A 12,486-nucleotide genomic window follows, 5' to 3' on the forward strand; every position below is an offset into this window, starting at 1 on the left:
TCAGTGCCCTGCATTCAGTACTGCGAGCAGTGCTGCGGTTTCTGCATCCGGCTCGCCATCGAAGCGTGCCGGGCGGTATTTCATCTGGAACGCCGCAATGACGTTGCGGGTCTCCAGATCCAGATAGCCGTGCTCAGGCACCTTGTAGCCCTGCTCCGCCAATTGCGATTGGAACCAGGCCACGTCTGGTAAAGCCGTCGCGAACAGGCTGCGCTGACGGGCTACGGCCTGGGCGTCCGGCCAGGGCACCAGGCCAGCGTCCGCCAGCCGCTTCCACGGAAACAGCGGACCAGGATCGACCTTGCGCTGCGGCGCAATGTCGCTGTGCCCGATGATTGCGCCAGGCTGCAGACCGTGACGCTGCATGATGTCCTTGAGCAGCACGATCAAAGCGTCGATCTGCTCATCGGAGTAGGGATACCAGAGTCGTCCGTTGCCGCTTTCGATATAACCTCGATTCACCAGCTCGATACCAATGGAGCTGGAATTCAGCCAGGTGCGCCCGTTCCATTGGCTTTCCCCGGCGTGCCAGGCACGCCGATCCTCATCGACCAGACGGTAGATGGTCGCGGGCGCGTCACCAATCAGATAGTGGCTGCTGACGCCGTCACCCTTGAGGATTTCCAGCGAACGCTGCAGGTCACTTGAGGTGTAATGCAGCACGATAAACTGCGCTCGGCTGTCGTGTCCCAGCGAAGTATGGCGGGTATCGATACGCGGACCGCTGGCGCAGCCGACAAGCAACAGGCCAAACAGGGCGAGGATCAAGGTTTTCATAGGGGACCTCTGGTCGACAGCGACAGGACGCGGACTGAAACATCTGATCGGGCCGGGAGCGGCCCGCAGGGAAGCGCCGAGAGATCGGCGCCAGAGCAGAGGGCAGGATTATACCGGGGCGGACCTTGAGCTCCCAGCGCGTCCCGTCAGCCCGCTTCGATACGGTTGCGACCGGAATCCTTCGCCCGGTAAAGCGCTTGGTCGGCGCGCTCGAACACCTGCTCGGCTCGATCGGTTGCAGCGAAGCTTGCGAGCCCCCCAGACAGGGTTACCTGGATGCGCGCCCCTTTGAAGTGGAAAGGACAGTTCTCGATACCGGTGCGCAGGTTGTCGAGCAACTTAAGCCCCGCCGGGGTAGGCGTCTCAGGCAGCAGCAGCGCGAACTCTTCGCCGCCGAAGCGAGCAATGAAGTCGGTCTTGCGCAACCGCTTGCGCAGCTCATTGGCAATAATCTTCAACACTCGATCGCCAGCCAGATGCCCGAAACTGTCGTTGATACGCTTGAAATGGTCCACGTCCAGGACCGCGAGCAGCAGCTGACCGCCGTAACGTTGATGACGCGCGACCTCAAGTTCTAGGCGCTCGTCCCAGGCGGCTCGGTTGGGCAAGGTGGTGAGCGGATCCCGCATGGCCTTCTGGCGCTGCTCTTCGAGGTTTTCACGCATCCCTGTGGCTGCCTTTTCGAGGCTTGCCACGCGTTCAACCAGGGTGCCAAGACGATCACTCAAGGTTTGTTCATGCTCACTGCGTTGGCGCTGATAGGCATCGACAGTCTCCAGCAAACCATCTAGCCGCCGCTGAACAGTTTGCTTCAGGCTCGGCAGGTCCTTGGCGCCGAGCATGCTGTCTTGCAGGCCGCCGACTTGCTGGCGCAGCTCTTCATCAAGCGCCTGGGCCGTTTCTTTGCTCTGCACGTGTCCTTCACGGGCCGCGCCGAGGCTGTCCTGCATGGTGGCCAGCCGCTCGTTGAGCAAACCAAGATAGCTTTCGAATTCACGCTGCCCCTGATCCGCCACCGCCAGCATCAACTGAGCCAGATCATCGAGCACCGGCACCAGCTCATACCAGTTCAGACCCTGCTGAATTCGCTCACGCATGGCATGAGCCTGCGCCTGCTGGTGTTCGGGAAGCCGCAAATTCTCGAGCAGTCCGAGCAGCGTCGACTCGACACGCTCGGCGATAGCGCTATAGGCCTGCTCTGGCGAAGGCGGCAACCGATACGGGTCGGCTGGCTGATTCTCCGGCGTCGGCTCCGGAAACGTCACGCCGGCTAGGGCATCGCTGTGCGGTTTCTCGATATCGATGACAGCTTGCAGCGCCCGCACCGCCGGCGTACCGAATTCCGGGGCGTTTGCTAAAGGCTCTGGCTCGGTCGCTTCCGACGGCCCAACGCCCGGTCGGCCTTGAAGAGACTCTACCGGTTCGGCCAGGAACGATGACGAATCACCGTCAGGTTTCGCTGTGATCTCACCGGCGCGCTCGCGCTGTCCGAACAAACGGCCTAGCAGCCCCACCGAAGCGGAGGCTCCTGAAGGCCGCTGTGCAGTCAGAGCAAGGTTCTGCAATTCACCCAGCTCGCTCAACAACGTGGGCAGCTCGCGCGATTGAGCGGCTCGCGCATCCAGCTGCCGTGCGAACTGCTTCAATGGCTTGCGGATTTCACTGGGCAGCGGCAGCTCCAGCAGTTGCGATGCCAGCCGATCAAGCGCCTCGGTCAACCGCCTGAGACGCTCCTGTTTACTGCGCTCAGTGTCGAGTACGGCGCGCTCAAGTCGCGGGACCAAGGCACCCAGACGATCATCCTGCACGTCGTCACGTAGCACGTCACGCAGCTCGCGCATGCAACGTTCGACTGCTGGATCGGCGCCGTCTACGGCAAAACTGCTGCGAACCAGACTGCGACGCAGAAGATCCAGTCGCGTATTCCAGCGCCCTTCGAGTTGCTCCTGCTGTTCCAGCTGCTGCAAATACTTGTCTTTCCAGCGTTGCGCGTCGTCGCTCATCAGGTCCTATCCATAGGTACAGGCAATGCGTCAGCACCATGCAGTGCGTCTGGCAAACGAATTTCCACCGCTACCGGCAAGTGATCAGAAGTCGCCTGAGCCAGCACATCGACACGTTCGAGCGTCAGACTGGGGCTCAGCAGGATGTGATCCAAGCAGCGTTGCGGACGCCAGCTGGGAAACGTCGCTTCGATTTGCGGCGCTTGCAGGCCAAGATCACGTAGCGGTGAGTGCTCCAGCAGATCACTGGCGTGGGTGTTCATGTCGCCCATCAGAATCTGATGGCGGTAGCCGCCGATCAAGTCGCGGATGTAGGCCAGCTGGCGAGTGCGCGCGCCGCCGCCCAAGGCCAAGTGCATCACCACGACAACCAGGGCGTCCTCACCCTGACCAAATCGAAGCAGAATCGCACCGCGTCCGGACGGTCCCGGCAATGGATGGTCTTCCAATCCCTGCGGCTCCAGTCGACTCAATACGCCATTACTGTGCTGAGCGAAGCGCCCCAGGTTACGGTTGAGCTGCTGGTACCAGTAGGGAAAGGCGCCGAGTTGCGCAAGATGTTCGACTTGGTTGACATAGCCTGACCGCAGGCTGCCTCCGTCCGCCTCCTGCAGTGCCACAAGGTCATAGTTGCCAAGCAGCTCGCCGATGCGCTGCAGGTTCCGCGCGCGACCAGTGTGCGGCAACAGATGCTGCCAGCTGCGGGTGAGGTAATGATGATAACGCTCGGTGCTGATGCCGACCTGAATGTTGAAACTCAGCAGACGCAATCGGCCGTCGCAGGGCAGGCCGCTGGAGTCCAGACAAAGCGGATTGACTCGCGCCTGGCCCGGGCCAGCCAAGCGCGGTGAACTCCAGCGGCGAAGCATCTGCGCTTACCGGGCCGCGCGTTCTTTTTCGATCAGGAAGTCAGCGACATCCAACGCTCGCTCCGGGCCGCCGGCGGAACCGATATCGAAGCGGTACTTGCCGTTGACAATCATTACCGGAACGCCAGTGATCTGATAAGCCATCGCCAGCTTCTTCGCCTGCTCGGCACGGCTCTTCACGCCAAAGGAGTTATAAGCCTTGAGGAACGCTTGCTCGTCGACGCCCTGCTCTTGAAGGAGATCAGCCATCTTCTCCGGGGTGTCAAGTTTGTTACCGTCGCGATGATAGGCGTTGAATACCGCGTCATGAACCTTCTGCTCGACGCCCATGGACTCCAACGCGAGGAACATCTGACCATGGGTGTTCCAGACGCCACCGAACATCGCCGGAATACGCTTGAAATCGACATCGTCGGGCAGTTGTTTGATCCATGGATTGATCACCGGCTCGAACTGGTAGCAGTGCGGGCAGCCATACCAGAACAGCTCGACCACCTCGATCTTGTCCGGCTCGGCAACCGGTACCGGATTGTTCAGCTGGACATATTCCTTTCCAGCCTGGAACTCTGCCGCACTGGCTGAAAAGCCAAACAGGCTGGCGGTAACGAGAAGGGCACTGAAAACGAGTTTACGCATGGTGACTCCCTTGGTAATGAACGGCTGACCGATAGCGCCACAGGCTGCAGCAATTCATGCGTGCTCGCCAGCGCTTTTCGACGCTTTTCAATATCTTGACAATCATTATAGCGAGCGCAAAAACAAAAAAAGGCGTCCAGGCTCAAGCCCTGAACGCCTTCTGCGGGCCGATCGGTTTAACGATCAGTGCAGACCCTGGATGTAGCTCGACAGGGCCTGGATTTCCTTGTTGCTCAACTTCGACGCGATGGTGCGCATGATGGCCGCATCGCCGTCGTTAGTCCGGTCTCCCTCACGGAAGTCAGTGAGCTGCTTGGCGGTATAGGCCGCGTGCTGACCGCCCAAGCGTGGGAAACGCGCCAGATTATTGCCAACGCCGTTCGGAGCATGGCAACCGGAACATGCCGGCATGCCCTGCTCCAGCTTACCGCCGCGGAACAGCTGCTCACCCTGGGCGACCAGAGCCGGGTCGGCACTGCCGATGGTCATCTTCTGGCTGGCGAAATAGGCCGCCATGTCCTGAAGATCCTGCTCGCTGTAAGGATCAAGAATACCGGTCATTTCCAGCACCTTCCGGCCAACGCCCGGCTCCGCTGTGGGGCTGCTGCCCGCCTTGATGTCCTGCAGCTGCTTGAACAGATAGTTCGAGCCCTGGCCTGCGAGTTTCGGGAAGTTTGGCGCGGCGCTGTTTCCATCTGCACCGTGGCAAGCACCACAGACGGCAACCTTTTCTTTTCCTGCTTCTGCATTTCCAGCCGCGTGGGCGATACCGGTGATGCCAAGGGTCAACAGCAGACTCACGAGTACTTTGTTCATCAGCTCATCCAACTACGGCTAAGGGTTTAAAGAAATCTTATTCGGCAGTCCGACCGATTAGGGCCATGGCGACGCTCGTTATAAACAGGGTGACGTCTGACCTGGCGCTGGAGCACGCTTCACGCGCTTCCGATCAATCGCCATAAGCGACCGGCAGAGCGGCTACCCGGCTCGTTTTTAGACCAAAGCGCACACAAAATCTGCGGCATTATATACTGGCGCTCCTGAAACGGAAATGAACCATTGCCGCACCCCCGCGCGCACTCACCGGAAAGCCCATGCTCCCAAAAAACCCGATTTTAGGCCTCTGCCAGCAAGCCACGTTTATGACCAGTGCCGCTAAGGTCGATCAATGCCCGGCTGACGAAGGCTTGGAAGTCGCTTTCGCCGGTCGCTCGAATGCAGGCAAGTCCAGTGCGCTGAACACGCTCACCCATGCCAGTCTGGCCCGCACGTCCAAGACGCCGGGGCGCACTCAGCTGCTTAACTTTTTCAGTCTCGACGAGCACCACCGTTTGGTCGATCTGCCTGGCTACGGCTATGCAAAAGTGCCGATCCCTCTCAAGCAACATTGGCAACGACACTTGGAGGCGTACCTGAGCAGCCGCGAAAGTCTCGCGGGCGTGTTTTTGATGATGGACATCCGCCATCCGCTGACCGAGTTTGATCGCATGATGCTCGACTGGTCCAACGCCAGCGAGATGCCGCTGCATATCCTGCTGACCAAGTCGGACAAGCTTGCCTTTGGCGCAGCAAAGAACGCGCTGCTGGCCATCCAGCGCGACATCCGCAAAGGTTGGGGAGACGGTGTGAGCGTCCAGCTATTCTCGGCACCGAAACGCCAGGGCGTGGAAGAAGCGCAGTTGGTGCTGGCGCAGCTACTGGGGATGATCGGCGAAGAAGACGATGATGCGTCCGAGGAGCCTTCACAAGAAGACTGATCCTTCGGGAGAGATACCGCCCGATCTGACGCAGAAGTCAGCCCGGGCGGATCAGCACTACTCGCGGTAATCCTCAATCGGCACGCAGGCGCAGAACAGGTTGCGGTCACCAAATACGTTGTCGACTCGATTCACTGCCGGCCAGTATTTGTGCGCCCGGGTATGGGAGCTGGGCGTAACGCCTTCGGCGATGCTGTAAGGGCGATCCCAAAGATTGGTGACATCGGCCAATGTGTGCGGAGCGCGTACCAGCGGATTGTCCTCTGCAGGCCAACCTCCATCCTGCACCCTGGCTATCTCCGCACGAATGCTCAGCATCGCCTCGACGAAACGATCCAGCTCCGCTTTCGACTCGCTCTCGGTCGGTTCGATCATCAGGGTGCCAGGGACCGGGAAGGACATGGTCGGCGCATGGAAACCATAGTCGATCAGTCGCTTGGCGACGTCCTCCTCCGTAATGCCGGTCTGCGCCTTCAAGGGTCGTAGATCGATGATGCATTCATGGGCTACACGCCCATTGCGGCCGCTATACAGGACTGGGAAGGCTTCACCGAGACGCATCGCGAGGTAGTTGGCGCTGAGGATTGCAACCTCAGTGGCATCCCGGAGTTGCGGGCCCATCATGGCGATGTACATCCAGCTGATCGGCAGGATGCTGGCGCTCCCCCAGGGCGCTGCGCTGACCGCGCCATTCTCGGGGTTGGGACCTTGCAACTCGATGACCGGATGGTTGGCAACGAATGGCTGCAGATGCGCCTTGATGCCGATCGGGCCCATGCCCGGACCGCCACCGCCATGCGGAATGCAGAAGGTCTTGTGCAGGTTCATGTGCGAGACATCGGCACCGATGTCAGCCGGCCGCGCCAAGCCGACCTGGGCGTTGAGATTGGCGCCATCCATATAGACCTGGCCGCCATGGGCGTGGATGGTTTCGCAGATCTCGCGGACGCCTTCTTCATAGACGCCGTGGGTCGATGGGTAGGTGATCATCAGGCACGACAGCTTGTCACCCGCCTCAGCGGCCTTGCGCTTGAGGTCCTCCAGGTCCACGTTGCCGGCCTTGTCGCATTCGACGATAACCACGCGCATGCTGACCATCTGTGCCGACGCCGGATTGGTGCCGTGCGCCGACGACGGAATGAGGCAGATATCACGCTGTCCTTCGCCGCGACTCTCGTGATACTTACGAATGGCCACCAGCCCCGCGTACTCGCCCTGCGCGCCGGAGTTGGGCTGCATGGAGATCGCGTCGAAGCCGGTGATCGTGCAAAGCCAGGCTTCCAGCTCGTCGATCATTAGCTTGTAACCCTGAGCTTGCTCCCGCGGGGCAAACGGATGCAGGTTGGCAAACTCTGGCCAGGTGATCGGAATCATCTCGCTGGTGGCGTTCAGCTTCATGGTGCAGGAACCGAGCGGAATCATCGCCTGGTTCAGGGCCAGATCCTTGTTTTCCAGCTGCTTGAGGTAGCGCAGCATCTCGGTTTCGCTGTGGTGCGTATTGAACACCGGATGCGCCAGGTAGCCGCTGCTGCGCTGCAGCGCAGTCGGAATACCGCTGACGATTTCGCCGCCATCCAGCTCTACGACGCTCAGTCCATGATCCGCGCCAAGGAAGACCGTCAGCAGCTTCTCGACGGTCTGCTCGTTGCACGTCTCGTCCAGGCTGACGCCCAGCTTGCCGCGTCCGAGGATGCGCAGGTTGATCCTAGCGGCACGTGCGCTTTCGAGTATCGCGGTCTGTGCGCCACCGACGTCCAGGGTCAGCGTGTCGAAGAAGTGCTGATTGAGACGTTTGATGCCGCGTTGCTCCAGCGCACCGGCCAGAATCGACGTCAGCCGATGGGTACGCTGAGCGATACGTTTGAGCCCTTCAGGGCCATGGTAGACCGCGAAGCAACTGGCAATGTTGGCCAACAGTACCTGGGCGGTACAGATGTTCGAGTTAGCCTTTTCGCGACGGATATGTTGTTCGCGGGTTTGCAGAGCCATGCGCAGCGCCGTGTTGCCGCGGGCGTCCTTGGACACGCCGATGATGCGGCCGGGCATGGCGCGCTTGAAGGCGTCGCGGGTGGCGAAATAGGCGGCGTGCGGACCGCCATATCCCATCGGGACGCCGAAGCGCTGGGTCGAACCGAGCACCACATCCGCGCCGAGCTCGCCAGGCGGTGTCAACAGCAGCAGGCTGAGCAGGTCCGCGGCAACGCAGGCCAGCGCCTGCTTGGCATGCAGCGCCTCGATTGCCGGGCGCAGATCGCGAATTTCGCCATGAGTGTCGGGGTACTGCAGCAGTGCGCCGAAGACGTCCTGCGCCGCGATCTCATCAAGCGCACCGACCACTAGTTCAAAACCAAAGGCTTCGGCACGCGTCTGCACCACGGAGAGCGTCTGCGGATGACAGTTCTCATCGACGAAGAAGCAGTTGCTTTTACTCTTGGCCATGCGCCGCGCCAGGGTCATGGCCTCCGCTGCAGCGGTTGCTTCATCGAGTAGCGAGGCGTTAGCCAGGTCGAGCCCGGTGAGATCGATGGTCAGCTGCTGGAAATTCAGCAGCGCTTCAAGGCGGCCCTGCGCGATCTCCGGCTGATAAGGCGTGTAAGCGGTATACCAGCCCGGATTCTCCAGCACATTGCGCAGGATTACGGGCGGCGTGATCGTGCCGTGGTAGCCCATGCCGATCAGGCTGGTCCACAGCTGATTCTGTTCCGCATAGCCCCGAAGGCGCGCCAGTGCTTCCTGCTCGTCCAGCGCTGCCGGCAGTGCCAGGTCGCCTTGCAGACGAATCGCCGGCGGCACGGTCTGCTTGATCAACTCTTCGCGGCTGGACAAGCCGAGCGCTTCAAGCATGGCCTGCTGTTCAGCGGCATCAGGGCCGAGATGACGACGCAGAAAGGCGTCAGATTGCTGGAGCTGGGAAAGGCGCGGCACTTGAGACATCACTGCTTCTCTCGAAAAAGGAAAGCCCCGACATACCGGACTGATGTGAAAAACGACTACGCTCGGCTTTCACACGCCTGCACTGCGGGGCTTTTGAGTTTGGAAGGCTTAAGCTTCAGCGTCGCAGGAGGCCTTGTAACCCTCTGCATCGAGCAGCTTCTCCAGTTGCGAAGCATCGCTCGGCTGAACCCGGAAGAACCAGCTGCCATAGGGCTCGCTGTTGACGGCTTCCGGCGAGTCGGTGAGTTGTTCGTTGATCGCGACCACCTCTCCGGAGATGGGTGCGTAGATGTCCGACGCAGCCTTCACCGATTCCACCACACCGGCCTGCTGCCCGGCAGTCAGTTGCTGGCCGATTTCTGGCAGCTCCACATACACCACGTCGCCCAACGCTTCCTGGGCATGGTCGGAGATACCGACTTTCACACTACCGTCGGATTCGAGACGGGCCCACTCGTGGCTGGCGGCGTAACGCAGATCGCTGGGGATATCGCTCATTCGTAGGTCCTCAATAAAACTGTCGGTTGCGGGCACGAAGCAGGCTTAGCGGCCCGTTGCAAAATTGCAGTCGGCCGAATTTACACCAGTACTTTGCCGTGACGCACGAAAGTCGGCTGCACCACGCGCACGGGATACCACTTACCACGAATTTCCACTTCGGCACGATCGCCCGCCCCGGCAGGGACACGCGCTAGCGCGATGGCCTTTCCAAGCGTAGGCGAAAAACTGCCGCTGGTAATCTCGCCCTCACCAATACCATTGACCCGAACGATCTGATGGGCACGCAGAACGCCACGCTCTTCGAGCACCAGCCCTACCAGTTTCGGCAGATCGCTCTGCGCCTTCTGAGTCTCCAGCGCGGAGCGCCCGATAAAGTCACGCTCCATCGGCTTCCAGGCTACCGTCCAGGCCATGTTGGCCTGCAGCGGCGAGACGTCTTCGGTCATATCCTGGCCGTATAGATTCAGCCCAGCCTCCAGTCGCAGCGTGTCACGCGCGCCCAGGCCGATCGGTGAAATACCGGCCCCGACCAACTCGCTTAGAAAGTCCGGCGCCTGGTCGGCCGGCAGGATGATCTCCAGGCCGTCCTCGCCGGTGTAGCCCGTGCGACCGATGAACCAATCGCCGACGGCATGACCATGAAATGGCTTGAGCTCGTGAATCAATGCAGCGCGGGCCTGGTTGACCAGCTCGGAGGTCCGTGCCCGTGCGTGGGGACCCTGGATAGCCAGCATCGCCAGCTCTGGACGCTCGGTCACCTCCACGGCAAATCCCTCGGCCTGCGCCTGCATCCAGGCCAGGTCCTTGTCGCGGGTGCTGGCGTTGACGACCAGGCGATATCCCCAATCGGTTAGATAAACGATCAGGTCGTCGATCACGCCGCCGCGCTCGTTGAGCATCGCCGAATACAGTGCTTTGCCGTCTTGCCCAAGGCGGCCCACATCGTTGGCCAGCAGACGCTGAAGGTAGGCCTTAGCATCCGCCCCCGCGACATCGACGACCGTCATATGGGAGACGTCGAAGACCCCACAATCACGTCGCACCTGATGATGTTCTTCAACCTGGGAGCCGTAATGCAGCGGCATGTCCCAGCCGCCGAAGTCGACCATTTTGGCGCCAAGTGCAAGATGCTGATCGTAGAGGGGAGTACGCTGACCCATGGGTTTCTCCTTCCGGGCAGGTCGCCAAAGCGGCGTGGGTAGAGCTTATTAGAGCCGAGCAGCCGGCCCGACGTATTTTGAATGGCGCGCATTGTAGCCCCAAGCCCGTGACAGGTCACGGTGAGGTGATGGAGCGCTCAACCGACTCGCCGGGCAGAGCGCCGAATCAACAGGATGACCGGCAAAAGCCCGACCAGTACCAGCGTCAGCGCAGGCAGGGCAGCACGCGCCCACTCGCCTTCGCTGGTCATCTCGAAGATCCTCACCGACAGCGTGTCCCAACCGAACGGCCTCATCAGCAGCGTGGCTGGCATCTCCTTCAGCACATCGACGAATACCAGCAATGCGGCACTTAGCGTTCCGGGTAACAACAACGGCAGGTAGACCCGGAAGAACAGTGCCGGGCCGCCGACACCAAGGCTGCGTGACGCCTGCGGCAAGGAGGGCCGGATGCGTGCCAGCGCGCTTTCCAGCGGACCGAACGCTACCGCCATGAAGCGAATCAGGTAGGCCAGCAGCAAAGCACCGAGACTGCCGAGCAAGATCGGCTTCTGCGCGCCACCGAGCCAGCCGGACAGCGGCACCACCAACTCGCGGTCCAGGTAGCTGAACGCGAGCATGATCGACACGGCCAGCACCGACCCCGGCAACGCGTAACCCAGATTCGCCAGCCCCACTGCCATTTTTATCGGACGCAGCGGTGTCTGGCGTCGAGCAAAGGCCAGCAACAGCGCCACGGTCACCGTGATCAACGCCGCCAGACCGCCCAGATAGAGGGTATGCAGGATCAAGCCGGTATAGCGCTCATCGAGATCGAAGCGTCCGCGCTGCCAGAGCCAGACCAGCAACTGCAGCACGGGTATGACGAAGGCGCAAAGAAACACCAGGCCACACCAGCTGCTGGCGGCCAGAGCCTTGAAACCGCGAAGACGATAGAGCACCGCCGAGCGCGCCCGATCATTCGCCGGCCTGGCCGATCCCCGCGCGCGCCGCTCACCGTAGAGCACCAGCATTACCGCCAACAACAACAAACTGGCCAATTGGGTCGCGCTGGTGAGGCTGAAAAACCCGTACCAGGTTTTATAGATCGCCGTGGTGAAGGTATCGAAATTGAACACCGCAACGGCACCGAAATCGGCCAATGTTTCCATCAAGGCCAGCGCCAGACCGGCACCGATAGCCGGGCGCGCCATCGGCAGCGCGACGCTCCAGAAGGCCTTCCAGGGAGACTTGCCGAGGACGCGCGCCGCCTCCATCAGCCCCTTACCCTGAGCAATGAAGGCTGAGCGGGCAAGCAGATAGACATACGGGTAGAAGACCAGCACCAGCACGGTGATGACACCGCCGGTGGAACGGACCCGCGGAAAGCGCACGCCACTGCCGAACCACTCCCGAGCCAGCGTCTGCACCGGCCCAGCGAAATCGAGCAGGCCAATGAAGACGAACGCCAGCACATAGGCGGGAATCGCAAAAGGCAGCATCAGCGCCCAATCCAGCCAGCGCCGCCCCGGAAACTCGCATAACGAAGTCAACCACGCGAGGCTCACCCCGAGCACGGTTACACCCACCGAAACGCCCAGAACCAGCGTCAGCGTATTGGCCATCAGGCGCGGCATCTGGGTCTGCCAGAGATGCGACCAGATGTCGGTATCGATATCGCTCCAACTGAACAGCAGGACGCTCAGCGGCAGCAATACCAACGCGGCAATTGCGAAAGTGATGGGATACCAGCGGCGCTCGACGGGGTGGGACACGCAAGCCTCAACAGCAAAAAAGACGACGCCCCCGGCGTGCGGGGGCGTCGATTATAGCCGTAGCTGCAAACGGCAACCCAGCACTCAGATGTGCA

Annotated in this window: 10 protein-coding genes; 1 reads left to right on the top strand and 9 read right to left on the bottom strand. The window is 61.0% G+C overall.

Annotated features, from left to right (window positions below; translation table 11 throughout):
- The 5 genes from AAGW23_RS02035 to AAGW23_RS02055 form a co-directional block, all read right to left on the bottom strand.
- The gene (locus tag AAGW23_RS02035) at positions 1 to 777 is read right to left on the bottom strand and encodes an N-acetylmuramoyl-L-alanine amidase (protein ID WP_342404685.1); all 777 of its coding nucleotides are present in this window, start codon (positions 775 to 777) and stop codon (positions 1 to 3) included.
- Positions 778 to 923: 146 nt separating this feature from the next.
- A complete protein-coding gene (locus AAGW23_RS02040; RefSeq protein WP_342404686.1) occupies positions 924 to 2,780 on the bottom strand; it encodes a diguanylate cyclase in 1,857 nt (618 codons plus the stop codon).
- A complete protein-coding gene (locus AAGW23_RS02045) occupies positions 2,780 to 3,649 on the bottom strand; it encodes an endonuclease/exonuclease/phosphatase family protein (RefSeq protein ID WP_342404687.1) in 870 nt (289 codons plus the stop codon). Before AAGW23_RS02045 ends, AAGW23_RS02040 begins: the two co-directional genes overlap by 1 nt.
- 6 nt (positions 3,650 to 3,655) lie before the next feature.
- On the bottom strand, positions 3,656 to 4,285 hold the full coding sequence (locus tag AAGW23_RS02050; protein ID WP_342404688.1) for a thiol:disulfide interchange protein DsbA/DsbL: 630 nt from the start codon (positions 4,283 to 4,285) through the stop codon (positions 3,656 to 3,658).
- A 183-nt stretch (positions 4,286 to 4,468) separates the two neighbouring features.
- Positions 4,469 to 5,101 (bottom strand): c-type cytochrome, encoded by a 633-nt coding sequence (locus tag AAGW23_RS02055; RefSeq protein ID WP_342404690.1) that lies wholly within the window; start codon positions 5,099 to 5,101, stop codon positions 4,469 to 4,471.
- Between the two features lie 278 nt (positions 5,102 to 5,379).
- Between AAGW23_RS02055 and yihA the strand changes: the two genes are divergently transcribed.
- A complete protein-coding gene (gene yihA / locus AAGW23_RS02060) occupies positions 5,380 to 6,042 on the top strand; it encodes a ribosome biogenesis GTP-binding protein YihA/YsxC (RefSeq protein WP_342404691.1) in 663 nt (220 codons plus the stop codon).
- A gap of 57 nt (positions 6,043 to 6,099) precedes the next feature.
- On the opposite strand, the gene gcvP is transcribed toward yihA, so the two are convergent.
- The 4 genes from gcvP to AAGW23_RS02080 form a co-directional block, all read right to left on the bottom strand.
- Positions 6,100 to 8,976, bottom strand: a complete 2,877-nt coding sequence (gene gcvP, locus AAGW23_RS02065; RefSeq protein ID WP_342404693.1) for an aminomethyl-transferring glycine dehydrogenase — start codon at positions 8,974 to 8,976, stop codon at positions 6,100 to 6,102.
- 108 nt (positions 8,977 to 9,084) lie between these two features.
- Complete coding sequence (gene gcvH, locus AAGW23_RS02070; RefSeq protein ID WP_342404694.1) at positions 9,085 to 9,474, bottom strand: glycine cleavage system protein GcvH; 390 nt, start codon at positions 9,472 to 9,474, stop codon at positions 9,085 to 9,087.
- Between the two features lie 80 nt (positions 9,475 to 9,554).
- On the bottom strand, positions 9,555 to 10,637 hold the full coding sequence (gene gcvT, locus AAGW23_RS02075; protein ID WP_342404696.1) for a glycine cleavage system aminomethyltransferase GcvT: 1,083 nt from the start codon (positions 10,635 to 10,637) through the stop codon (positions 9,555 to 9,557).
- 137 nt (positions 10,638 to 10,774) lie between these two features.
- Positions 10,775 to 12,391 (bottom strand): iron ABC transporter permease, encoded by a 1,617-nt coding sequence (locus AAGW23_RS02080; protein ID WP_342404697.1) that lies wholly within the window; start codon positions 12,389 to 12,391, stop codon positions 10,775 to 10,777.
- Positions 12,392 to 12,486: the final 95 nt, after the last annotated feature.

The sequence above is a fragment of the Stutzerimonas chloritidismutans genome, assembly GCF_038562055.1.
GTDB lineage: Bacteria > Pseudomonadota > Gammaproteobacteria > Pseudomonadales > Pseudomonadaceae > Stutzerimonas > Stutzerimonas chloritidismutans_A.

What these genes read in the sequence shown, in the direction of transcription:
- gcvT (WP_342404696.1), bottom strand. Translation starts at nt 10,637, where the DNA reads ATGGGTCAGCGTACTCCCCTCTACGATCAGCATCTTGCACTTGGCGCC.
- AAGW23_RS02055 (WP_342404690.1), bottom strand. Translation starts at nt 5,101, where the DNA reads ATGAACAAAGTACTCGTGAGTCTGCTGTTGACCCTTGGCATCACCGGT.
- AAGW23_RS02045 (WP_342404687.1), bottom strand. Translation starts at nt 3,649, where the DNA reads ATGCTTCGCCGCTGGAGTTCACCGCGCTTGGCTGGCCCGGGCCAGGCG.
- AAGW23_RS02050 (WP_342404688.1), bottom strand. Translation starts at nt 4,285, where the DNA reads ATGCGTAAACTCGTTTTCAGTGCCCTTCTCGTTACCGCCAGCCTGTTT.
- yihA (WP_342404691.1), top strand. Translation starts at nt 5,380, where the DNA reads ATGCTCCCAAAAAACCCGATTTTAGGCCTCTGCCAGCAAGCCACGTTT.
- AAGW23_RS02035 (WP_342404685.1), bottom strand. Translation starts at nt 777, where the DNA reads ATGAAAACCTTGATCCTCGCCCTGTTTGGCCTGTTGCTTGTCGGCTGC.
- gcvP (WP_342404693.1), bottom strand. Translation starts at nt 8,976, where the DNA reads ATGTCTCAAGTGCCGCGCCTTTCCCAGCTCCAGCAATCTGACGCCTTT.
- AAGW23_RS02040 (WP_342404686.1), bottom strand. Translation starts at nt 2,780, where the DNA reads ATGAGCGACGACGCGCAACGCTGGAAAGACAAGTATTTGCAGCAGCTG.
- gcvH (WP_342404694.1), bottom strand. Translation starts at nt 9,474, where the DNA reads ATGAGCGATATCCCCAGCGATCTGCGTTACGCCGCCAGCCACGAGTGG.